This window comes from Mesorhizobium sp. M0195 (assembly GCF_040322115.1).
GTDB lineage: Bacteria > Pseudomonadota > Alphaproteobacteria > Rhizobiales > Rhizobiaceae > Mesorhizobium.
Window position 1 is genome coordinate 19,065 of the sequence record NZ_JAMYSV010000021.1, and the last position, 20,090, is coordinate 39,154.

Annotated in this window: 23 protein-coding genes and 1 pseudogene; 10 read left to right on the forward strand and 14 right to left on the reverse strand. The window is 61.0% G+C overall.

The genetic code is table 11. The annotated features are described in order from the left end of the window. Nucleotides 1-168: 168 nt before the first annotated feature. The 9 genes and pseudogenes from NKJ12_RS26845 to NKJ12_RS26885 all read left to right on the forward strand — a co-directional run. Nucleotides 169-768 carry an 8-oxoguanine DNA glycosylase gene (locus tag NKJ12_RS26845; protein WP_352706171.1) on the forward strand — a complete coding sequence of 200 codons (600 nt, stop codon included), beginning with the start codon at nt 169-171 and terminating at the stop codon, nt 766-768. 56 nt (nt 769-824) lie between these two features. After that, nucleotides 825-1,217: a hypothetical protein gene (locus NKJ12_RS26850; protein ID WP_352706173.1), complete on the forward strand. Its 393-nt coding sequence runs from the start codon at nt 825-827 to the stop codon at nt 1,215-1,217. Then, on the forward strand, nt 1,214-2,401 hold the full coding sequence (locus NKJ12_RS26855) for a nucleoside 2-deoxyribosyltransferase (RefSeq protein ID WP_352706175.1): 1,188 nt from the start codon (nt 1,214-1,216) through the stop codon (nt 2,399-2,401). The genes NKJ12_RS26850 and NKJ12_RS26855 overlap by 4 nt, the downstream gene beginning before the upstream one ends. Continuing rightward, nucleotides 2,398-3,000, forward strand: coding sequence for a 7-cyano-7-deazaguanine synthase (locus NKJ12_RS26860; protein WP_352706177.1), 603 nt, complete (start codon nt 2,398-2,400; stop codon nt 2,998-3,000). The genes NKJ12_RS26855 and NKJ12_RS26860 overlap by 4 nt, the downstream gene beginning before the upstream one ends. After that, nucleotides 3,000-3,344 carry a hypothetical protein gene (locus tag NKJ12_RS26865; protein WP_352706179.1) on the forward strand — a complete coding sequence of 115 codons (345 nt, stop codon included), beginning with the start codon at nt 3,000-3,002 and terminating at the stop codon, nt 3,342-3,344. The genes NKJ12_RS26860 and NKJ12_RS26865 overlap by 1 nt, the downstream gene beginning before the upstream one ends. Beyond that, nucleotides 3,344-4,498 (forward strand): hypothetical protein, encoded by a 1,155-nt coding sequence (locus NKJ12_RS26870; protein WP_352706181.1) that lies wholly within the window; start codon nt 3,344-3,346, stop codon nt 4,496-4,498. Before NKJ12_RS26865 ends, NKJ12_RS26870 begins: the two co-directional genes overlap by 1 nt. Before the next feature lie 107 nt (nt 4,499-4,605). After that, nucleotides 4,606-5,268 (forward strand): FRG domain-containing protein, encoded by a 663-nt coding sequence (locus NKJ12_RS26875; protein WP_352706183.1) that lies wholly within the window; start codon nt 4,606-4,608, stop codon nt 5,266-5,268. A gap of 5 nt (nt 5,269-5,273) precedes the next feature. Then, on the forward strand, nt 5,274-5,633 hold the full coding sequence (locus NKJ12_RS26880; RefSeq protein WP_352706185.1) for a pPIWI-associating nuclease domain-containing protein: 360 nt from the start codon (nt 5,274-5,276) through the stop codon (nt 5,631-5,633). Between the two features lie 298 nt (nt 5,634-5,931). Continuing rightward, nucleotides 5,932-6,231, forward strand: a pseudogene (locus NKJ12_RS26885) (VUT family protein); the annotation flags it as partial. 196 nt (nt 6,232-6,427) lie between these two features. Here NKJ12_RS26885 and NKJ12_RS26890 read toward each other — a convergent pair. From NKJ12_RS26890 to NKJ12_RS26955, 14 genes are all read right to left on the reverse strand, one after another. Continuing rightward, entirely contained in the window at nt 6,428-6,685 is a 258-nt protein-coding gene (locus NKJ12_RS26890; RefSeq protein ID WP_352622081.1) for a DUF2274 domain-containing protein, read from the reverse strand. Nucleotides 6,686-6,696: 11 nt separating this feature from the next. After that, nucleotides 6,697-7,914, reverse strand: coding sequence for a TraB/TrbI/VirB10 family type IV secretion system protein (locus tag NKJ12_RS26895; RefSeq protein ID WP_352706187.1), 1,218 nt, complete (start codon nt 7,912-7,914; stop codon nt 6,697-6,699). Nucleotides 7,915-7,924: 10 nt separating this feature from the next. Then, the gene (gene trbG / locus NKJ12_RS26900) at nt 7,925-8,953 is read right to left on the reverse strand and encodes a P-type conjugative transfer protein TrbG (protein ID WP_352706189.1); all 1,029 of its coding nucleotides are present in this window, start codon (nt 8,951-8,953) and stop codon (nt 7,925-7,927) included. Next, nucleotides 8,943-9,674 carry a conjugal transfer protein TrbF gene (gene trbF, locus NKJ12_RS26905; protein ID WP_352706192.1) on the reverse strand — a complete coding sequence of 244 codons (732 nt, stop codon included), beginning with the start codon at nt 9,672-9,674 and terminating at the stop codon, nt 8,943-8,945. The genes trbG and trbF overlap by 11 nt, the downstream gene beginning before the upstream one ends. Continuing rightward, nucleotides 9,675-10,997 (reverse strand): P-type conjugative transfer protein TrbL, encoded by a 1,323-nt coding sequence (gene trbL / locus NKJ12_RS26910; RefSeq protein WP_352706194.1) that lies wholly within the window; start codon nt 10,995-10,997, stop codon nt 9,675-9,677. Between the two features lie 36 nt (nt 10,998-11,033). Beyond that, nucleotides 11,034-11,759 (reverse strand): P-type conjugative transfer protein TrbJ, encoded by a 726-nt coding sequence (gene trbJ, locus NKJ12_RS26915; protein ID WP_352473678.1) that lies wholly within the window; start codon nt 11,757-11,759, stop codon nt 11,034-11,036. Beyond that, nucleotides 11,756-14,206, reverse strand: a complete 2,451-nt coding sequence (trbE, locus tag NKJ12_RS26920) for a conjugal transfer protein TrbE (protein WP_352706197.1) — start codon at nt 14,204-14,206, stop codon at nt 11,756-11,758. Before trbE ends, trbJ begins: the two co-directional genes overlap by 4 nt. Then, nucleotides 14,200-14,472 (reverse strand): VirB3 family type IV secretion system protein, encoded by a 273-nt coding sequence (locus tag NKJ12_RS26925; protein WP_023680309.1) that lies wholly within the window; start codon nt 14,470-14,472, stop codon nt 14,200-14,202. The genes trbE and NKJ12_RS26925 overlap by 7 nt, the downstream gene beginning before the upstream one ends. Further along, nucleotides 14,472-14,780, reverse strand: coding sequence for a TrbC/VirB2 family type IV secretion system protein (locus NKJ12_RS26930; protein WP_352706199.1), 309 nt, complete (start codon nt 14,778-14,780; stop codon nt 14,472-14,474). The genes NKJ12_RS26925 and NKJ12_RS26930 overlap by 1 nt, the downstream gene beginning before the upstream one ends. 11 nt (nt 14,781-14,791) lie before the next feature. Further along, nucleotides 14,792-15,760 carry a P-type conjugative transfer ATPase TrbB gene (gene trbB / locus NKJ12_RS26935; protein ID WP_352706201.1) on the reverse strand — a complete coding sequence of 323 codons (969 nt, stop codon included), beginning with the start codon at nt 15,758-15,760 and terminating at the stop codon, nt 14,792-14,794. Continuing rightward, on the reverse strand, nt 15,757-16,170 hold the full coding sequence (locus NKJ12_RS26940; RefSeq protein ID WP_352458763.1) for a CopG family transcriptional regulator: 414 nt from the start codon (nt 16,168-16,170) through the stop codon (nt 15,757-15,759). Before NKJ12_RS26940 ends, trbB begins: the two co-directional genes overlap by 4 nt. A 120-nt stretch (nt 16,171-16,290) precedes the next feature. Beyond that, the gene (locus NKJ12_RS26945; protein ID WP_352706203.1) at nt 16,291-18,318 is read right to left on the reverse strand and encodes a conjugal transfer protein TraG; all 2,028 of its coding nucleotides are present in this window, start codon (nt 18,316-18,318) and stop codon (nt 16,291-16,293) included. A gap of 425 nt (nt 18,319-18,743) precedes the next feature. Next, complete coding sequence (locus NKJ12_RS26950) at nt 18,744-18,977, reverse strand: GcrA family cell cycle regulator (RefSeq protein WP_352530957.1); 234 nt, start codon at nt 18,975-18,977, stop codon at nt 18,744-18,746. 311 nt (nt 18,978-19,288) lie between these two features. After that, entirely contained in the window at nt 19,289-19,522 is a 234-nt protein-coding gene (locus NKJ12_RS26955) for a hypothetical protein (RefSeq protein WP_352457940.1), read from the reverse strand. 273 nt (nt 19,523-19,795) lie between these two features. On the opposite strand from NKJ12_RS26955, the gene NKJ12_RS26960 reads away from it, so the two are divergent. Continuing rightward, nucleotides 19,796-19,999: a KTSC domain-containing protein gene (locus tag NKJ12_RS26960; RefSeq protein WP_352706207.1), complete on the forward strand. Its 204-nt coding sequence runs from the start codon at nt 19,796-19,798 to the stop codon at nt 19,997-19,999. Nucleotides 20,000-20,090 lie beyond the last annotated feature (91 nt).

Genomic DNA, 20,090 nt, shown 5'->3' on the forward strand with positions numbered 1-20,090 from the left:
CTGCGGGCAATATCCGGAATCTTGCTTTGCATATGGAATACATATAGATTTGCGAACATGATCGCTAGTTCGGAAACCTCTCGTCGTTTTGGCCCGGAGGACGAAGTTCTTCCGGGCGTCCGCTTTGGGCTTAGTGGTTGGGCAGGAAGTCCCGCGTACTGGTCAAAGATGGCCGAGTTCGAGGCCGATGACCCTGAGGACTACATCAGCCCGAAAGGCACGCCACTGGCTGAAGACTTGGCTTTCTGCTTGCTCGGCGGATACGGCGTGAAAATGGAGCTGAACCGCGCCGCTTGGGAGCATCTCTACGAGGCGGGCGTATTCTCCGCGAACCCGGTCCCTTCCCGGCAGGAAATCGAGGATTTGCTCAGCATGCCGCTGCTGGTGGAGGGTAGGCGGCACAAATACCGCTATCCGCGGCAGCGGGCCGACCGTCTGCACGTCGCGCTGAATGCGATCCGAGAGAAGCCGCCGGAAACCGATGATCCGATTGTCCTTCGTCGGCAGCTCTTGGAACTACCCGGGATTGGCCCCAAGACAGCTTCTTGGATTGTGCGGAACTGGTTGGGTAGCGACGAGGTCGCTATTCTTGATATTCATGTCCTTCGGGCCGGTGAGTTGATGGGATTGTTTCCCACAAAATATCGCCTTCCAAAAGATTATGAGGCGCTTGAAAAGAAATTCCTTGAGTTCGCTCGGGCGATCCAGGTCAGGGCCTCCCTTCTAGACGCAATTATGTGGCGGGATATGCGCATACTGTTCGGCTGACCCGCTTACCTTCGATCGAGCAACCTCCTAATCTTCGAAATGGGAGGCTTGATTCGATGGCTGGGAAGCGAATACCGACAGGTGGTAACAGGAACGCCGATCATTCGAGCGCGCCGACAGCAAGCAAGAGCAAGCTCGGCCTTGGCTTGGGGGGAGTAGAAGGAGCGGATCGATGCGACATTCGCATCGACACTGACCTGCAGGGCATTCGGCTTCCTGCGCTCGTTGCACTGAAGAAGGGTGACATTCTTCGGGTAGATATAGAGTTCCGGGATCGACACCCTGTCGCTGTAGCCATCAGGTCTGATGGCGTGATCGTTGGATCGTTCAACGCTTTCGAGAAGTACGCAACATTCCTCGAATGCCTAGGAGCCGGCGTGCGCTATAGCGTGGAGGTCACAGAAATCGGCTCGGGCCACTGTCATGTCGTTGGTGGTCGCACACCATGATCATTGTCGGTGGCGTCTACCGCGAGGAGTGCGTTCGTCCCTACTGGTCGCGCATTTTCGGCTCAGCAGGGCGAGCCGCCGTAGCTTTGTCCGCGCTTTCACCTGACTCTCACCTGACGGCTTACACCTATACCGGTTGGGCCGAAGATGTCCGCCAAACGATGCACGGGCTTGGCGTGACGACGGATCTGCGTGAGATTACCTCCGATATTGCCTTCCACTATTTCCACCCGTTATCGGTTTCGGAGCTCATCGGCGCTCCTGGCAAGCAGCTTCCATCGCTTTCCGCGACTGGCGATGTCGTGCTGCGCTTTGGGATGGTCGAGGGTGACGCCGTCATCGGTGCCAGGCGGGCGATTTACGACCCGCAGCATCCTTCGGCGGCGTTGCTCTTTCACGCCAACGGTTCCACTGCAAAGGAACTCGCGATCGTTCTCAACGAGGCGGAGCTCGAATACGGCGCGGGCGAAGACGGACGCGACATCTGGTCGTATGAGACCGTGCGTGATCGCTTCAAGGCCGACGTGATTGTGGTCAAACGCGGCCCGTTCGGAGTTGTCGTCATTCAGCCCGGCGGAAATGTGCAGTTGCCCGCCTACCGATCCGAAACCGTTTTCAAGTTGGGGTCTGGCGATATTTTCAGCGCGGTGTTCGCTCATCTATGGGGCGAGCGGGATTGGCCGGCAGCACAGGCGGCGGATTTCGCCTCTCGCGCCGTTGCCCGGTACGTCTCAACGCGTGAACCACAGGTTTTGCTCGAAGGCGTCGAAGAGCTGACGCGATGCCCTGCCGAGGGAACGGCCGGTCACGTGTATATTGCTGCGCCTTTTTTCACGCTGGCGCAGCGGTGGCTTGTCGATGAGATGCGAGGCTGCCTGGAGATGTTGGGCGGACAAACGTTCTCGCCCATCCATGAGGTGGGCTCGCACGGTGGCGCTGAATACATCGCCGGCCAGGATTTGAAGGGCCTCCGCACTTGCAACGCGGTTCTCGCGGTCATTGACGGGGAAGACGCGGGCACTCTTTTCGAGGTCGGGTACGCTCGAAATCTCGGAATTCCGGTGGTTGCGCTGGCTGAATCACCGCGTCCCGAAAGTCTCACAATGCTGGAAGGCACCGGCTGTCTGATCACTGGCGATTTCACGACCGCGATCTACCAGGCGATTTGGAGTTCCATGAGATGAGGGCGCTGCTGTTCTCCGGTGGGCTGGACTCTTCGGCGCTGGCCTGGTGGCTGCGGCCGGAACTGTGTGTCACGATCAACTATGGTCAGCGCGCCGCCAATGGGGAGATTGGCGCATCAGCCGCGCTGTGCAGCCGGATCGGTCTTGAGCATCGCACGATCTGCGCCGATCTCACTCCGCTTGGATCGGGTGCGATGGCTGGGAAGGGTGAGGCGCCTGGTGCCTCAGCGGCGGAGTTCTGGCCATACCGCAACCAGATGCTGGTGACGCTTGCGGCGATGAAATTCATGCCCGAAGGTCTGACCGAGATCCTTCTCGGTTCCGTGTCGACGGACCATCATGCTGATGGAAAGGCGCCGTTCCTGAAGGCGCTCGATCGCACCCTCGCGCTTCAGGAGGGGCAGGTGCGCGTCAGCGCGCCGGCGCGGCGAATGTCGACGAAGACGCTTCTGCGCACCTCAGGTTTCCCATACGAGCTGATCGGCCTTACCTTTTCCTGTCATGTCCACGAGTATGCCTGCGGTCAGTGCAATGGCTGCCTCAAACATCGTGAGTGCGTGGAGACGACTTACCCTCGATCCAAGAGAGGAGCGGCCTGATGGGGGGCTATGCACCGAGCGGCGCCCGCCAGGCCGCGACCAATCGCAAGCCCGTGGTGCTCGAAGACGGCTGCGATCTGAGTTTTGAACTGGATCTCGTAGGTTTCAGACCAGACGAGGTACCAGGACTGGAGAAGGGCGACGAGCTCATCGTTCAGATTTCGATGAATGGCCAATGGCGCAGCCTCGTTTGCGCAACGAATGCCGGCGAGATCGTGGGGACGCTCGCTGCGTTTCAAGGTCTGGCACAGCTGATCGGCTGCGTTGAGGGTGGGGCGCGCTACATCGCGACCATACAGTTCGTTTCTGCCTCTCGGTGTTCTGTAGCGGTGGAGAGGGCATAATGATCATCGCCGGCTCGACCTATCTTGAACGCTGCCAGTATCCCAAGTGGGAACGATTGTTCGGATCAGGGATGCGCGCGGCCATTGCGGCTAGCGGGCTATCGGACGATACCGTGCTCCACACCTATGTGCCCTCGATCTGGAGAGATGACGCCAAGGCAACGCTCTCCAGTTTTGGCATCGTCGGGAACCTAGTACCGACCGAGCACGAGCTGATTTTCGAGTATCTCGATACGTTGCAGAAGTCGTTCATCCCTGACGCGCTGGACGTCGATCAGCAGGAAGCAGCTTTGGAACTGCAAGGCGACGTCGTGTTGCGCTTCGGGTTTATGGAGGGCAGCGCAAAGGTAGAAGGCCGAACTGTCGTCTACGACCCTCAGAATTCTTACGAGCCATACCACAAAAATGGATCGACGGCTGAGAGGTTGGCGATGATCGTGTCAAGCGAGGAACTCCTCGGTTTCGGCGGCTTCGGACGCGGGGCAATGCCAACTCCGGAGAAACTTACGCAGGCAGCCGACAACATTTTTGACTCAAAGCCGTCTCCACAGGTTCTGCTGTGCCGGGATCGGTTGGGAGGTATCCAGGTGTTCTTCGGCGGCCCCCCCATTTCCATTCCCAGCTACAACGCTGAGAGTTACTTCCGGATTGGCGTCGGAGACGTTCTTGCGGCCGCCTTTGCGCATGCGTGGGGCGAACGCGGACTGGAACCTGCGGAAGCAGCTGATTTTGCGGCAAGGAGCATCGCACATTTCATCGAGGATGCTCGACTGCCCCTGGTTTCTGCGGAGAACCTGTCGCAGCTTCGTGTCAGTCGGATGAACGAACAACGTTTGCGGGTCCTTGGTGTCGGTTGCTTTGAGGCAAAGTCGCTGGTTGTTCAAACGCAAGGTTGGATCGAGACCCTGGGCGGAGCGCCAGCCTTCGCGTTCATAGACCAAGACAAGGCGAAAGGGCCGATCGACCTCCTGATCATGGGATCAAGCGAGAACATCGCACTCAGCGCAGAAATTCGTGAGCAGGTAGGTGAGCCGAAGGTTGTGTTCTGGCCCGAGCGCGATCGGCGCACGGTTGAGCTGTGCTTTCCAGCCTCGCGAATCGCGGGCGATTACCCAACCGCACTCTACCACGCGATGAAGGTCCCGTCGCAATGACATTGCCGCCTCGCAAGACATCTCCCTACGTGGCCGACAGGCGTCCGCACGGCGCGCCCGGCCCGGAGAGGTTTGAGGAGATGGTCCGCGACACTCAGGCGCGGTGGATGAAATTCATAGAGTTCATTGACGCAAAGGCGCATCCGATGCGCGTGTTTCGCGGATGCGGCTCGGTATTGCATGAGCACATTCCGACCGTCGGACGACCACCTGCGGTATATTCTGCCATTAACGAGGAAAGGGTCTTTCGAGCATTTCAGCAGTCCGCCGAGCCGATGTTCCAGCTACCCGTCACCGGCGCCTGGAATTGGCTTGCTGTTGCTCAACATCATGGCCTTCCGACGCGTCTGCTCGATTGGACCACTAACCCGTTGGTGGCTTGCTATTTTGCGATATCGAGCGGAAATCCAAAAGACGATGCAGTCGTGCATGCGGTCAATATTCCCGCCGACGACATTGTTGACCCGTTGAAGAACCCAGACCCTTTCACGATCGATCGCGTGATGTTTCTTGTCCCGGCAAAGTCGGCTCCCAGGATAGTGAACCAACGGGGCCTCTTCTCGGTTCATCACCAGCCGGACAGAGCCTGGGTGCCGGAGAACTCTGATAAGTTCGTCATACCATCAGCAATGAGGCCCAGGTTCCGCAGAACGCTCTTCAAGATGGGTGTGGATCACAGTCACATCTATCCGGACATAGTAGGCCTCTGCGAAATGTTGAAGTGGCGCTATGTCGAACGCATCGGCATCGGCACCGCAATGATCGGGTGACGGATATGAATGACAACACAACCGCGCGGCGGCAGCAGGTCATAGAAGCGGTCCAGGCCAAGGATTACCAGGAAACGCAAGCTTGGTCAGACCTCGACGCGCTTTCATCGTCCACCCAGGTCGACACCATAGAGACATTTGAGAAAGAGATCCGTTTTGACGGCAACGACTTCCAGGGACCGCTGACCTGGTATGTCGTCCTGCGTTACGGGATGGACACCGCAGATCCGTTGGAGACGTCTGAGAGTTTCCCCGGAACCTTTCATGGCAGTCTGGTCGACGAAGTGCCGGTCATCCAAGATATGACGGTCGACACCTCGTCATTTTATGGCGAAGCCGGCGAGAATGATGCGTCCGATATCTAGTTTCATCGGACTGAACCGCGCGGCGGGGTGGGTTTCTCTAGCAGCCTTCATCGGCTGTGTGCCGGCGGCGGACTGGCTCATCGCACACGTTGGCACTTTTTGCGTCCCCGATGGGCCGTGTCTCATCCCGGTGTGGCCCGGCATCCTGGCACCATCAGGAGTCCTGCTTGCAGACCTAGCCTTCGTACTTCGGGACCTAGTTCAGGAATCGCTTGGGCTTAGCTGGGCGGCCGCTGCCGTGTTAATTGGTGGCGCCATTGCCGCGGTAATCGCGTCGCCATTCTAGGCCGTCGCCTCCGTTTCATCGTTCTTGATTGCGGAGATGATTGATCTGCTGGTTTTCACAGGATTGCGACGACGCGGGTTGGTGCTCGCGTCCGTCGCGAGCAGTGTCGTCGGTCTGCTGCTGGACAGCGTAATATTCGTTCAGATTGCTTTTGGAGAGCCAGACTACATCGTGGGTCAAGCCATCGGAAAAGCTTGGATGGTGCTCGCTGTAGCGCCGCTGCTTATCGCGATGCAGCGCAGACGGAGATATTTTGCATTGACGTTGATCAGCGTGTGCAGTCAAAGAGGCCACGTATCGGATCAACGATAATCACGCAGAGAACGTCCGCTTTTCGGAGGGCCTCTGGCGGCCGACGAATGTCCTATTTGCGGCGCAGAGCTGGCATTGGTTCGGGGCGGATCAGCTCGTCTATTGTGCCCTATGTTTCGGCTTGTCGCCGGCAAATTGCTTCAATGCATTTGCCCGCCTAGAAAGGTGCCCCCTCGGACTCACTGGTCGCTGTCACTTATTCGGACCCTGAAATTGGCTGCCGCGATTTCTCTGACTTGTCGACTTCCTTTCTGGCCTTGGCAAACGCTCGATCGCTCTCCAGGAACTCCGCCAGCATGAACGGGATCAGTTCCGCTACCGATTCGGACTCGCCATAGGTCTGACGATAAAGCGCCGCATAGTCCTTCAGTGCTTGGTTCATGTCTGCACTTACGCTTATGGTGATCTTCGAAGGTGTCCGATCCGGAAGTTTGCCGAGTTTCAGATTGGTCATGATGACTCCAGTCAATTCGGGTACGGCCGCAGCACAAGATCTTTGTGCACGATGACGCGCAGTGGCCAACCGGGCCGGACAGTGATGGTGGGTTGGATATTGAGGTTCTTCTCGGTGATGCGCTGGCCAGCTTGACTGACGTTCTGCTGAGCGGATTCGCGGATTGCTTTGACCAGGTCGCTTTCCTCTTCCCCGAGGCTCAGCTCCGTGCCGACCCCTAGCAAGGTGGCCAGCGCAACGCCTTTGATCAGCTGCCAGGTATGGAAATCCACCTTGTCCTCAAGCCCCGCATAGCCGGCAGTGTCTGTTGCCGGCAGATTGTCAATTTCGATCGAAGAGCCGTCGGGCAGCAGTATCCGTTGCCAGACCAGCAGCGCGCGCCTTTGTCCAAAGGCAACAACGCTGTCATAGGTGCCAATCAGGCGAGAGCCTTGCGGAATGAGCAAGGTGCTGCCGGTGACTGTGTCCTGCACATTCTCGGTGACCTGTGCGACGACGAGGCCGGGCAAGTCGGAATTGATGCCAGTGATCAGGCTCGCTGCTATGACGCTGCCGGCCATCAGCTGATAGGGTGAAGCCGGCGTCTGCAGTGCATACAGATTGTAGATTCCACTTGTGTTCCGCTGGCTGACAAAATCGAGCTTGCGCTGTTGATTGTTAGGGTCGCCCTCGGCCGGTGCAACGGAAGCTGAATCGCGTGCGGCATCGGATTGTGGAGCCGTTGCCTCAAAGGGTGGACGCCCGCCCTGCCCGTTGCCGGCGGCATCTGCTTGCCGGGGTCGATTTTCGATCCGGAAGAAGACTTGCGATTCGCGCGCCTCGATCGCCTGCTGTGCAAGGCGCTGCTCCTCCGCCGAAACCTCCTGGCTCGGCGCGATGCCCAGCTGGCGTTGGTGCTCAAGGATGGGGCGGCCGAGGTCGCCGGGCAGCGGTGGTCCAAGCACCGGAGGCTTGGGCTTGATCCCGGAATAGTCCTTAGGCAGCCTTTCAATTGCCTCCGCGGTTGGCTTCCGCTCAGTGTTGTAAAGCTCGTCAGCCTGCTCTTTGATGCGCAGCGCCGGTCCCTGCAGCGCCATCATGGTGACGCCTAGAACGGTGCCGGAACCAACAGCTGCAATGGCGACAATAATGCCGCGCTTGAAGCGCACAGCGCGGCGAGGTGAGGCCCGCAGCTGCAGCTGTTCTGGATCGAGTTTCGGTGGAGCATCGGAGCGGGAAGTATCCGTCATGGGCCGTCCCTCACCTGCTGGGACGCGAAAAGAGCAATATCCGCCGCGGCGCTTGCCTGCCGTCGGTCCTCGTGATGCGCACCACCTGCTGCTGCTTGGCGCCGAGGCGCAGTTCGGCCGCGGCGAAGAGGCGATCGACGATGTAATAGTTGCCCCGTATGCGGTAGTTGACGAGCTGGTTGTCCCCGTCAGCTCCGACGATGAAGAGCGGCGGGGCCTCGCCCTGATCGATGCGGCGCGGGAACTCGATGTAGACCTTGCTGCCATCATCGAACGCGCGCGTCGGCCTCCAGGGCGGCATGTCGCCGGTAATCGAATAGCGGAAACGAATATTTTCGAGAGCCACATTCGACGCCACTGGCATAGCGGCGTCGGCCTGCGCATTGCGCCGGCGTAGCGCGATGATCTGGTCCTCGCTGTAAGTCCAGGAGATGGCCGCCATGGCGGTCTTATCCGTGCTTTGAAGCTGCAGGTGATAGCTTCGCCGGTCCGTGGTGATCACCAGATTGGTGGCAAGTCCTGGCGCGAAGGGCTTCACCAGCACATGGGTGCGCTGGTCATCGCCGGAGCCACTGACGGTGTCGCCAATTACCCAGCGCACTGTATCGCCGGCCGACACGGATTGGAGTTTCTCGCCTGACTGCAGAGCGATATCGCTGACGCGCTCCGGTGCGGCATAGAGCTGGTAGAGCGCGCCTTCGGCAAAAGGGTAAACCTGCACCGCATTCACATAGCCATATTTGGTGGGTTGCTGCGTCGCCGCCTTGTTGGCATCGGCGACACGTTCTTCAGGCGAGCGCTTGTCTTCAGCAGCCTTGCCCGGCTCGGGCTGCAACTGGCCGGGCAGCGGCAGCGGTTTCGGCACTTCCACGACCTTGACGGGCTTCTCCGGCGCCTTCTCAATCGCGGCCGGCTTGAAGTCAGCATGGTCATAGGAAATCTGCGGTGGCGGCACCTGCTTCGAGGCACAGGCCGAAAGTACCGCGGTCGACGCCGACAGGACCAGCGCAGTGCGGAGCGACGAGAGTCTATTTGTCATTGGCGGGCTCCTTTGGGGGAACGGAAGTCTGCGCGGCGCTGTCCAGCTCGCGCGACCAGTCGATGGCATTGATGAAGACGCCGAGCGGGTTTTTGCGCAGCTGATCGGTATTGTTCGGCGGCCGGATCACAATGGTGAGGATCCCGGTCCAACGCGTTGTGCTGGCGAGGCTGCCGCGCTCAAAGACCTGCTCGGTCCATTTGACTTGAAAGGAGTTGTCGGACGCTCGTACCACGCTCGTCACCTGCACCGAGACGCTGCGCGTGCCGATCTTGCCGAACGGGTCATTGGCCTTAGCGTACTCATTGAGAAAGAGGGCTGCACGGTCGGTGGCGAAGTCGTAGGCCGAGAGCCAATTCTGCCGCACCAGCACCGCATCGGTGGAGACGGAGCGGACATTCTGGATGAAATGGCCGAGATGCCAGGCAATCTGGGCATCGTCGGGCTCGTAGGTTTGGATTGCCGGCGCGACAGCCCGTGTTTCACCGAAGCGGTCGACCTCGACAACATAAGGCACGACGCGGCCCTGCATCGACTGCCACAAGAGTCCACCAGAGAGCCCGATGGCCAGAGCGAGGCAGCCAAAGGCCATCAGGCGCCAGTTCCTTGCCTGCACGCGCGCAGTGCCGATGCGCTCGTCCCAAAGTTGGGCGGCCTTCTGGTATGGTGTGACGGGGTGGGGCGTCTTCCCGTAACGCTGAACAGGTCGCTTGAAGAGCATCTAGTCTTCCTTATCGTTGAGAGAGGGGTTGGCGCCGCTTCCACCCCGATCGCCATCGCGGACGGCCTGCGTGGCGGCGTGGCGATGGGCGCGCGCGGTCTGTTCGGAACGCAAGCGCCTCGCCCACGCCGGCGCGGCATTGGCACCTGACGCGGCAGGGTTTCCGGTCATTGATGCGGTCGGCGTGCCGCCCGTCGCGGTCCAGGCGGCATCGCGGCCGGCATCGGCGCTGCGCCGGAATGGTTCTGTAGCAGATCGCATTCCCCGCATCGCGGCGCCGCCAGCTGCGCCGGCAACGCCCTGCAGTCCAGCAGCTACGCCGGAGAGGCCGGACTCGTGCGATGTTGCACGCCTCATCTGCCAAGCTGTGGAAGCAGCCGATCCCATGGCCGTGCCGGCTCGAACGGCGGCGAGACCGCCGCCGGTTGCCATGCGCGCGCCGGCAAGCGCCGCACCTCCGGCAACGAGCGTTGATCCGGCGGCCGCCGCGGTGGTTCCGAGTGCAGCTCCCGCGCCAAGCTGCGGCGCGCCGGAAACAAGACCCGAGGCAATTCCCGGTCCGAAAATGCCGAGCCCAAGCAGCGCCAACGCGCCTAGTACCTGTGACATGGCCGCGGCCAAGTCCGGCTCCTTGCCTTGCAGGGCGGAAGCGAACTCGCCGAAGAGCGTGGAGCCGATGCCGACGATGACGGCAAGCACCATCACCTTAATGCCCGACGAGATCACATTGCCGAGCACGCGCTCGGCCAGAAATGCCGAGCGGTTCCAGAGCGCGAAGGGCACCAGAACAAAGCCGGCCAATGTGGTGAGTTTGAACTCCAGGATGGTGATGAAAAGCTGGATGGAAAGGATGAAGAAGGCGATGAGAACCAGGAACCAGGCGAGAAGCAGCACGAAGATGGTCAGGGCGTTGCCAAAGATCTCGGGGAAGCCGACTAGCTGGCTCGCTTGATTGAGCAGCGGCCAGGCGCCCTCGAAGCCGGCCGCGGCAATGCGGCCTGGCCGCAGGAGACTGTCGGCGGACAAATTGCCGGACGAAGCGTTGATGCCGAGCCCGGCAAAGGAGCGGTAGATAATGTCGGCAAGGCTTCGGAAATTGTTCAGGATGAACGCGAAGGCGCCGACATAGAGCACCTTTCGAACGAGCCGACCGAGAATATTGGGTTCGCCGCCGAACGCCCAGACCAGGCCCGCCAGCGTGATGTCGATGCCGATCAGGATGGTGGTGAGAAAGGCGACGTCGCCCGAAAGCAGACCGAACCCGCTGTCGATATAGCGGATGAAGGTCTGCATAAAGCGATCGATGACGCCGAGGTCATTCATGTCGCCGTCTTCCTCGTTGTCTTGAAGAACTGCTGATCAGTTGCCGGGATAGGCCGTGCCGGTGCCCAGGAAACGCTTCGTCGTCTCGCGGGCGGCTTCCTCGGACTGCGCCTTGCGGGCAGCATCTTCGGCTTCAGCACGGAACTGTGTCGCGAGCAGCGTCTGGATCTGCATCTGCTGCTTGGTCGAAAGCGCGATCAGCTGATTGGTGGCCTGGCTTGCCTCAAGGGCACCTGCCGCGCCCTGACTGCGGTTGACGAGATCGGTAAGCAGGTCGCCGTCGGCCCGCACGTTCTCCACGATCTGCGACTGCGCGCTCATGGTTTGGCGGAACGCCTGCATGGCGTTTTGCCAGCGCTCGCGCGCGGCGCTCGCCACATCGTTGACCTCGATTGTGGCGTCGTAGCTTTCCGGATATTGCACACGCCACTGGTTCTGAAGCTTGTCGAGATCGAAGCTCAGGCCGCTGGCCTGGGTCATCAGGCCGTCGATCCGTTGGAGCGAACCTGTGAGCTGGCCCACGGAAGAAAAATCCAGGCGCTGAAGGTGCCGCGCCATGTTCTGCAGCATCGTCGCCTGGTTCTGAAGCGACTGGATCTGGTTGTTTATCTGCTCCAGGGAACGTGCCGCTGTCAGCACGTTCTGCGCATAATTCGACGGATCGAACACGATCAGGGCGTGGGCCGGCTGGACGTAGTCGGCCATTGGTTTTGCGATCAGGGAAACGGTGATCAGGCTGGTGAGAAGGCGGCGCCGCATCATGACGATTGCTCCTTGTCTGGTTGAGGGAATTGCTGGAGAAGCTCGGCAGCCCAATCGAGGCCGCGCGCAATCAGAAACCGGGCGGCAAAGCCCTCCTGTCCGTGCTCTGACAGCACCTTGTCGATCAGGGTCTGCGTGGCCGGATCAGAGGCGCCGCAGAGCGCAAGAGCGATCGGGCCGAGCCCGAGCTCGAAGAGGCGGTTGCCGCGGCGCGACTGCAGATAATACTGGCGCTTCGGTGTGGCACGGGCGACCAATTCGATTTGCCGCTCGTTCAGGCCGAAGCACTCATAGGCTGCCCGCACCTGCGGTTCCACGGCACGGTCATTGGGAAGAAAAATGCGCTGTGGGCAGCTCTCGATGATTGCCGGCGCGATCGACGAGGCAGCGATGTCTGCAAGTGACTGCGTGGCGAAAATGACGGAGACGTTCTTCTTTCGCAGCACCTTCAGCCATTCGCGGATGCGGGCGGCAAAGAGAGGGTTGTCGAGATAGACCCACGCCTCGTCGAGCATCAGCAGCGTCGGCCGTCCGTCGAACCGCTCCTCGAGACGATGGAACAGATAGGTGAGCACCGGGAGCACAGCGCCTTGGCTGTGCATCAGCTCTTCGGTCTCGAAACACTGCACATCCGACAAAGCCAGCCGATCTTCATCGGCATCGAGCAGACGCCCGAATGGGCCATCGAGCGTGTACGGCATCAACGCGGATTTCAGCGCATTGGACTGAAGCAGGACCGACAGTCCAGTGAGCGTGCGTTCCTGCGCCGGCGCGGTGGCAAGGCTGATGAGTGCCGACCAGATCGCCTCCTTTACCTCCGGCGTAACGCTGACATTCTCATGGGCAACGAGGCCGGCGATCCATTCCGCCGCCCAGCTGCGAGTAGTCTGGTCGCCGATATTGCTCAGTGGCTGGAAGGCAAGCGCACCATCCGCGCCCAGCGCGTGGTGTTCTCCGCCCATGGCCAGTGTTGCCGCACGAGCCGAATTGCCCTTGTCGAAGACATAGACCTGCGCCCCGGCATAGCGTCGAAACTGCAGAGCGACTAGCGCGAGCAGAACCGACTTGCCGGCACCGGTCGGCCCAACGACCAGCATGTGGCCGACATCGCCGACGTGGGTGGAAAGCCGAAACGGTGTCGACCCGTTGGTCTCTGCGAAGAGAAGCGGCGGGGATTCGGTCCCAGTCACGTTGGCGAGATGCTCGTTGTCCACCGGACCGGCCCACGCCGACGACAGCGGCATGACATGGGCAAGATTCAGCGTGTGAACGAGCGGCTGGCGAACGTTAGCGTAGACATGACCGGGCAACGAGCCGAGCCACGCCTCGACCGCGTTGATGCTTTCACGGATCGTGGTGAAGCCGAGCCCATTGACTATGCGCTCAACCGCTCGGAGCTTTTCCGCGGCGGCCTGCCGGTCCTGGTCCCATACCGTCACCGTTGTCGTGAGATAGCCGAAGCCGACGTGATCGCCGCCCAATGCCTGAAGGGCGGCATCCGCATCGAGCGCCTTGTTGTCGGCGTCACTATCGACGAGAGGGACGGGTTCGTTGGTCACGACCTCGCGCAGGATAGCTGCGACCGATTTGCGCTTGGCAAACCACTGACGGCGCAACCGGGTCAGTGTCTTTGTGGCTTCCGTCTTGTCGAGCGGGATGAAGCGCGTCATCCAGCGGTAGGCGAAATCCTGATGGTTGAGCGCGTCGAGGATCCCTGGCCGGGTGACGTTCGGGAAACCAAGAACGGTGAGGGTGCACAGATGCTGCTCACCCAGCATCGGCTCCAGGCCGCCGGTAAGCGGCGCGTCAACCAGAACACCGTCGAGATACATTGGCGTTTCCGGCATGGCGACCGGATGGCGGTAGGTCGAGATTGTGCCGTGCAGATAGGTTAGCGTCTCGGCATCATCGAGGGCGCGCACTTCCGGCATGAAGCCGGACAGCAAATCCAGGACGCGGTCGGTCTCGTCGCGAAACCACGCCAGCTCCTGGCGCCAGTCTCTAGCCCCTCCCGAGTGATGCGAGTCGACCAGTGCGCTTTCCGCCCGCGCCTGGCCATCTGGCGCCGGCATGAAGACCAAGGTCAGATGATAGCGACTCTCGAAGTGCGCGACCTTGCCCTCGAAGGCCGCGCGCCGTTCCTCATCGACCAGCCATGAGGCAGCATCGGGAAAAGCCGAGCTCGGATAGCCCAGCGCTTCAACGCGCTCGGCCTCGAAAAACAACCCCCATCCGGAGCCCAACCTTCGTAGCGCATTGTTAGCTCGTGCGCAGATGCCGACCAACTCGGCTTCGGTCGCGCTTTCAAGGTCGGGGCCACGGAACCGGAAGGTTCGCTGGAAGCTACTGTCTTTATTGAGCACGATGCCGGGCGCGACCAAAGCGGCCCAGGGCAGATGATCGGCAAGCCGATCGGCTTTGCCGCGATACTCCGAAAGGTTCAGCATGCAAGCCACCCCTTCAGGCGAAGATGACGGACAAGCACGCTGGCGAAGTCCGGATCGCGGCGAGCGGCAAAGACCGCGAGGGTGTGGCCGGCGATCCAGAGCGCCAGTCCGGCGATCCACTGCTGCAGGCCAAGGCCTATTGCCGCGGCCACCGTGCCGTTGAGGATCGCCACCGCTCGCGGCGCGCCGCCCAGCAGGATCGGCTCAGTCAATGCCCTGTGAACGGGGACTTCGAAACCCTCGATATGCTGCTCTCCGGTGGCCATCAGACGAGTGCCCCGCCGCCGAAGGAGAAGAAGGAGAGAAAGAAGCTCGATGCCGCGAAGGCGATCGACAGGCCGAAGACAATCTGGATCAGCCGGCGAAAACCGCCTGCCGTGTCACCGAAAGCAAGGGTCAGGCCGGTGGTGATGATGATGATCACCGCGACGATCTTGGCGACCGGTCCCTGCACCGACTCAAGGATCTGCTGCAGCGGCTGTTCCCAAGGCATGCCGGAGCCCGCTGCGTGGGCCGGGACGGTGAGAAGAAACGCGAGCGCGATGGACGAAAGGAAGCGAAGCTTCTTGCGCATGAGGTGACCTTTCAAAACTGCTGGAGTTGCGGAAGCGTGAGCGGGGTGACGGCGTAATCACCGGTGCTGTCGAGACCGGTGACCTCAGCGATCGCGTCAATGCGGCGCGAGGATCCGCGCCCAGCGATGAAGACGATCAGATCTACCGCATCAGCGATGAGGCGGCGGGGAACGGTAACGACGGCTTCCTGGGCGAGCTGCTCGATACGGTAGAGAGCGGAGCGCGCCGAATTGGCGTGAACCGTCGCGATGCCGCCGGGATGCCCGGTGTTCCATGCCTTCAGCATGTCCAGGGCTTCCGCGCCCCTGACTTCGCCCACGATGATGCGGTCGGGTCTGAGCCGCAGGGTCGAGCGCACGAGATCGGCGAGCGTGACCGACCCCCGCCTCGTCCTCAAGGCAACGCAATCCTTCGCCGCGCATTGCAGTTCGCGCGTGTCCTCGATCAGGATCACCCGCTCGTCGCAATCGGCGGCTTGTGCCAGCAGCGCATTGGCAAGTGTTGTCTTGCCCGACGACGTGCCGCCGGCGACCAGGATGTTGCGCCGCTCGCGGACCGCCTTCTTCAGCGCATCGGCCTGCAGCGGCAGCATGACCCGGTCGGCGACATAGTCGGCCAACGTGTAGAGTTTCGCCGCAGGCTTTCGGATGGCGAAGCATGGCCCCAGCACGACAGGCGGCAGCAGACCCTCGAAGCGCTCGCCCGATGGCAATTCGGCGCTGACAATCGGATTGTCCGCATGCGCCTCGGCGCGCACGTGGGAGGCGACCAGGCGGATGATGCGTTCGGCCTCAGAAGGATGCATGTGCACGCCGGTGTCGACCCGGCCTTCACCCAACCGGTCGAGCCGCAGCGCACCGTCGGGATTGACCATCACCTCAATGACGGTCGGATCGGCAAGGGCTTCGGTGATCGCCGGACCCATGGCGGTGCGCAGCATGGCGCGGCGGCGATGGTCGGCTTCCGGATGAGAACTCATCCTTCCCCTCCCCTGCGATCGTCGGTGCCAAGTGACCGTTTCCCGGAAGCGATTTGGCGGCCGACTTGTTCGACGAACTTCTCGAAGCGCTCCTGGGCAATCGCTTGCGTCGCCTTGTCCGGCACCGGCGTGTGAGCATGAAGCGTGATCGAAAAGCGGATGAAGAGCGCCAGGCTCTCCAGGATCATCTCGACATCGCGCCTGACATGTCCGAGGTCACGGGAAAGACGGTCGAGCCTCTTGCCGTAGCGGTGGTCGAGTTCATTCTCCCCACGCCGCTCGATAAAGGCCTCGACCGCGTGCGCCACAATGGCCGATTTGGTGGTCGATGGATTGCGGCTGAGGTTCTCCAGCTTCTCGCTCAACTCGGGTCCAAGCAAAAACTGGTGACGAATGCGGTGGGGCTTCATGCTGCTTGTTCCCTCTGACCGGCGCTGATGCACCGGCGACGGGAACGAGCATCGTCGAGATCCTCGAAATCGCTTACGGCCGTTATCTACGCTGAGATGCGCCCGCGTATGGCGCGCCGTTCAGAAGCCGGGCACGATGTCCTTGTCGTCGCCCATTCCCTCATTGAGGCCGTACGCACGTGCTGCGGTGGAAATCCGATCCATGACGCGCTTGTCGGCGAGCGTCTCGCAGTCATCGTCTGCGGGCGTGAACAGATCGCCATGATCAGGCTCCTGGGCGACGAGGGTCCGTTCTTCGGGCAGGCCCGGATGGCGCTGCTGCTGGACACCTCCGTCTTCGATTGCCGCGCCGGCACTGTCGTCGTCGCCAGCAAGACGCCGATCCACGCCGCGCACCTGTCCGCTCCAATCGTCCGGGCGCGACGTGGGCCGATCCGCGTAGGCACCGTCGCGCAGCACCGGCGAAGGCAGCACTCGCTCCGTGAAATTCGGATCCTGGTAATAACGCAACTTCTTGGCGCGAATCGGCGGCAATCCCGAAACCAGGATTAGTTCGTCAGCCTGCGGCAACTGCATCACCTCACCCGGCGTCAGCAGGGGGCGAGCGGTCTCTTGGCGGCTTACCATGACGTGGGACAACCAGGGCGCCAACCGATGGCCGGCATAGTTACGCATCGATCTGAGTTCCGTCGCGGTACCGAGCGCGTCCGAGATGCGTTTGGCCGTGCGCTCGTCATTTGAGGAAAAGGCAATCCGCACATGGCAATTGTCGAGAATGGCGTTGTTCTCGCCATAGGCCTTGGAGATTTGGTTCAACGATTGCGCTATCAGATAAGCGCGGATGCCGTAGCCTGCCATGAAGGCGAGCGCAGTCTCGAAGAAGTCGAGCCGACCGAGCGCCGGAAATTCATCCAGCATCATCAGGAGCTGATGCTTGCGGCTCTTCTTTGGATCGCCCTCCAGGCGCTCGGTCAGCCGCCGGCCGATTTGATTGAGCACCAATCGCACCAGGGGCTTAGTGCGCGAGATATCCGACGGCGGCACGACCAGATACAGCGACATCGGTCGCTCGGCATCCACAAGGTCGGCAATGCGCCAGTCGCAGGCCGATGTTGCCGCGGCCACCGTTGGATCACGATAGAGCCCGAGAAACGACATGGCGGTCGAGAGAACGCCTGAGCGCTCGTTCTCTGACTTGTTCAGCACCTCACGAGCCGCCGAGGCCACGACCGGATGGACCTGGGGCTTGTCCACCGTGCCGAGGTGGTTGGTGGTCATCATCCGCTGCAGTGTCGCAGCGAATGAGCGTTGCGGGTCCGACAGGAAGGTGGCGACACGGGCGAGTGTCTTTTCCTCTTCGGCGTAGAGCACGTGCAAGATGGCGCCAACTAGAAGTGAATGACTGGTCTTCTCCCAATGGTTCCGCCGCTCCAGCGCGCCTTCCGGATCGACGAGAATGTCGGCGATGTTCTGAACGTCGCGGACCTCATCTGGACCTTTGCGCACTTCCAGCAGCGGGTTGTACCGCGCCGATCTCGGATCGGTCGGATTGAACAAGAGACAGTGCGAGAACTTCGACCTCCAGCCAGAGGTCAGCTGCCAGTTCTCGCCTTTGATGTCGTGAATGACGGCCGAGCCGGTCCAGGAAAGAAGGGTTGGAACAACGAGTCCGACGCCCTTGCCCGACCGTGTCGGCGCAAAGGCCATGACGTGTTCCGGTCCGTCATGGCGCAGATAGCGATAATTCAGTCCGCCAAGGAAAACGCCGGCCGGCTGAAACAGCCCCGCCTTCTCGATCTCCAGCTTCATGGCCCATCGTGAGGACCCATAGGTGGTGACCAACCCCCGCTGCCGTGCGCGCCAGAGGGACCCAGCTATCGCGGCGGCACAGCCCAGGAACCCGCTGGCTCCGGCAAGTATGCCAGCCTTGTCGAAGACTTCAGGCGCATAGGCGTCAAATTGGAACCACCATTCGAACAGTTTCCACGGCTGGTAGATCGGCCAGCCGACTGTCACAAACCAGGGCGCGCCGAGTGGCGGCTGATAGGAGAGCATGTGGGCGCACCATTGGGTTGCAGTCCACACGCCAAGAATGACAATTGCGAATACGACAGCGATCTGCCCAATCAGCAACTTCGTGGGTGTCAATGGCTTGCTCCGCTCTTCTGGGCAGACGGACCAAACATCGCGCCGAGCGATGAGAATTCGAACGGCCGCTACGTGCGACTAGGTGCGATGACAAGGTTGATAGGCATTGTTCAGCTGCGAACAGCAAAAATCCGCCGCAGCAACCGATCGGCGGTGCCAGGTACGCGGTTTGGTCGCAGAAGATGTTGGGGCTTCAGGCGCGGGCACATTGAAGATGTGCTGACAGACAAACCTTTGGAGCCGACGCGTTTGTGCGATTAGCGAGCTGAAGGGCTCGGCGAGAAGTCGTCGTTCTCAATCGGGCGACGGGGATACATCGGCGAAGACGGCATAAGGCAGGATGGGCCAGACCGAGCCGACGGCAAGGTCGTAGCCAAGGCCTTGGAGCGCATAGCGCCTGGCCGGGAGGCCGCCGCCAGTCAGGCTTACGCGGCGCGTCGTTGAGCGAGGTGGAGACCCGAACGGGCTCGACGAGGGTCCACGGCGGTCACAATGTTGTGGTGGTGATCGCAGTAGGCGCGATCCGGCGAAGTTGGCCCAGCACAAAAACGATAACCGCCGGGTACTGATGGGTCTTCGCTCACCGGGAAGCGGCACTGATAGAGGCCTAGCTGAATGAGGGGGACGTCTCTCGAAGTTAGTCTGATATTTTCAGGCATGATGGTTTCCTAGTTCGTAGCAATTACCAGCTGACGGCCGCAGTGCGACCCGTCGGGACGAGCTTCTCTCGTTTTGGAGGGCTATGGGTCACCATATGGTGTTGGTAGCACCATCAATGAAGCCCTACGCCCTGCTTCTGAAGCCAATAGTTTGCGACTTAAGGCCACACGCGGACGCATTAGCAATCTACCATCGTGTCCCCGAGGCACTCGCCCGCCGCGGTTTGCCGGCGGCGGGGTGGCACTGGCTTGTGGGGCCCTAGGCCCACTCGCGGCGCTCGCACTCGATCTCGGTGCGGGTTTGCCGTGTCTCATCGCCCTGTCAGCGCCTTGCAAATGAGCGAAACCAAGCTGTCGCGCGCTCGCTCGTGGAGTGCGCCTTTCGGCCGCCATGCAAGGAAATCATCAACGCTCATCCAATCAGCCGGGTTTGTGTCGGCGTCTGGCTGGCTGAATTCCACATACAGATGCAGTTCGTCCGGCACGAAGACGACCCTCCACGATCCTTTGATGTCATTGGCAAGGTTATAGGCGAGGACGGCCATGGCGGGGCACTCCTTTCGCCGTGGAGCGTGCCTATCTCACGGGAAAATTCCATCGCCAGAAGTTGGTATTGACGCTCCCGCTTTCTCAGAAATCCAACGTCCGCATGATGCCGAAAGGTGCGGCTAGCTTTTTGTGTATCCTGGTTGGAACACGGGACCGCCGCGCAAGTTCGGTGCACGCAGCCATTCCTCCCCTCCAGGTATTGCTGCAGATCGGTATCCCGATCGGCCCGCGCTCCCCCGCAAGGGCGCGGGCCTCGGCCTGTGGTGCTCATGCCATCTACTTCGATCCGCAAGATGGAATATGATCTGGATAGAAGGACCCTCTCGGTGTGGTTCGTCGCCAGCGGCAAGCGGTACGAGCCGGAAACCTTTGCCGCGTTCCGGGCCGCGTTCGCCAAGGGCCGCTATTTCAACGACCACATCCGCAACAATTTCCGCTACCGTCTGGTTGCGAGCGATAGCGACCCGGGATGACCTGACCTGCCGGCGGCTCAATCGTCCTGTCGCTCCAACCGGCGGTTGTGGACGCGTTGCCGCCGTTGCGCTTAGGGTTGGTTACGGTCCG

Bases quoted from the DNA above. Each gene is read 5' to 3' on its own strand.
- NKJ12_RS26845 (WP_352706171.1), top strand. From the start codon at position 169: ATGGCCGAGTTCGAGGCCGATGACCCTGAGGACTACATCAGCCCGAAA.
- NKJ12_RS26850 (WP_352706173.1), top strand. From the start codon at position 825: ATGGCTGGGAAGCGAATACCGACAGGTGGTAACAGGAACGCCGATCAT.
- NKJ12_RS26855 (WP_352706175.1), top strand. From the start codon at position 1,214: ATGATCATTGTCGGTGGCGTCTACCGCGAGGAGTGCGTTCGTCCCTAC.
- NKJ12_RS26860 (WP_352706177.1), top strand. From the start codon at position 2,398: ATGAGGGCGCTGCTGTTCTCCGGTGGGCTGGACTCTTCGGCGCTGGCC.
- NKJ12_RS26865 (WP_352706179.1), top strand. From the start codon at position 3,000: ATGGGGGGCTATGCACCGAGCGGCGCCCGCCAGGCCGCGACCAATCGC.
- NKJ12_RS26870 (WP_352706181.1), top strand. From the start codon at position 3,344: ATGATCATCGCCGGCTCGACCTATCTTGAACGCTGCCAGTATCCCAAG.
- NKJ12_RS26875 (WP_352706183.1), top strand. From the start codon at position 4,606: ATGAAATTCATAGAGTTCATTGACGCAAAGGCGCATCCGATGCGCGTG.
- NKJ12_RS26880 (WP_352706185.1), top strand. From the start codon at position 5,274: ATGAATGACAACACAACCGCGCGGCGGCAGCAGGTCATAGAAGCGGTC.
- NKJ12_RS26890 (WP_352622081.1), bottom strand. From the start codon at position 6,685: ATGACCAATCTGAAACTCGGCAAACTTCCGGATCGGACACCTTCGAAG.
- NKJ12_RS26895 (WP_352706187.1), bottom strand. From the start codon at position 7,914: ATGACGGATACTTCCCGCTCCGATGCTCCACCGAAACTCGATCCAGAA.
- trbG (WP_352706189.1), bottom strand. From the start codon at position 8,953: ATGACAAATAGACTCTCGTCGCTCCGCACTGCGCTGGTCCTGTCGGCG.
- trbF (WP_352706192.1), bottom strand. From the start codon at position 9,674: ATGCTCTTCAAGCGACCTGTTCAGCGTTACGGGAAGACGCCCCACCCC.
- trbL (WP_352706194.1), bottom strand. From the start codon at position 10,997: ATGAATGACCTCGGCGTCATCGATCGCTTTATGCAGACCTTCATCCGC.
- trbJ (WP_352473678.1), bottom strand. From the start codon at position 11,759: ATGATGCGGCGCCGCCTTCTCACCAGCCTGATCACCGTTTCCCTGATC.
- trbE (WP_352706197.1), bottom strand. From the start codon at position 14,206: ATGCTGAACCTTTCGGAGTATCGCGGCAAAGCCGATCGGCTTGCCGAT.
- NKJ12_RS26925 (WP_023680309.1), bottom strand. From the start codon at position 14,472: ATGGCCACCGGAGAGCAGCATATCGAGGGTTTCGAAGTCCCCGTTCAC.
- NKJ12_RS26930 (WP_352706199.1), bottom strand. From the start codon at position 14,780: ATGCGCAAGAAGCTTCGCTTCCTTTCGTCCATCGCGCTCGCGTTTCTT.
- trbB (WP_352706201.1), bottom strand. From the start codon at position 15,760: ATGAGTTCTCATCCGGAAGCCGACCATCGCCGCCGCGCCATGCTGCGC.
- NKJ12_RS26940 (WP_352458763.1), bottom strand. From the start codon at position 16,170: ATGAAGCCCCACCGCATTCGTCACCAGTTTTTGCTTGGACCCGAGTTG.
- NKJ12_RS26950 (WP_352530957.1), bottom strand. From the start codon at position 18,977: ATGCCTGAAAATATCAGACTAACTTCGAGAGACGTCCCCCTCATTCAG.
- NKJ12_RS26955 (WP_352457940.1), bottom strand. From the start codon at position 19,522: ATGGCCGTCCTCGCCTATAACCTTGCCAATGACATCAAAGGATCGTGG.
- NKJ12_RS26960 (WP_352706207.1), top strand. From the start codon at position 19,796: ATGCCATCTACTTCGATCCGCAAGATGGAATATGATCTGGATAGAAGG.